At 47.2% G+C, this 519-nt stretch carries 1 protein-coding gene; it reads right to left on the bottom strand.

Features of this window, described 5'->3' with window-relative positions:
- Positions 1-298, bottom strand: a 298-nt coding sequence (locus L6773_RS21340; protein WP_237856707.1) for a hypothetical protein, incomplete at its 3' end; no start/stop codon positions are given.
- Between the last annotated feature and the right edge of the window lie 221 nt (positions 299-519).

A 519-nucleotide genomic window follows, 5' to 3' on the forward strand; every position in this document is an offset into this window, starting at 1 on the left:
TCAATTTTACTGAGAGAGGTGGAATAGGTTGCTGGAATTCAGTCCAACCCCAACATTCCTGTTCTTTACCATAACAAACCCCTGTGGTACCGGACGAGCTCTCCGGCGTACATTGTACAACGGGCTGCCAGCCCGTTACTGATAAACTCAAATTTATTGAGGGAAGTGGAACAGGTCGCAGGAATTCAATCCAACCCCAACCTTCCTGTTCTTTACCATAACAAACCCCTGTGGTGCCGGACAAGCTGTCCGGCGTAAATCGTACAACGGGCAGCTTGCCCGTTACTGATAAACTCAAATTTGTTGAGGGAAGTAGATCAAGATGCCGGAATTCAATCCAACCCCTACTTCCCCTTTTTTTACCACAGCGAAACCCTATGGTGCCGGACAAGCTGTCCGGCGTACATTATACAACGGGCAGCTTGCCCGTTACTGATAAACTCAATTTTACTGAGAGAGGTGGAATAGGTTGCTGGAATTCAGTCCAACCCCAACATTCCTGTTCTTTACCATAACAAA

It is taken from the genome of Rhodohalobacter sulfatireducens, assembly GCF_022012475.1.
Classification (GTDB): Bacteria; Bacteroidota; Rhodothermia; order Balneolales; family Balneolaceae; genus Rhodohalobacter; species Rhodohalobacter sulfatireducens.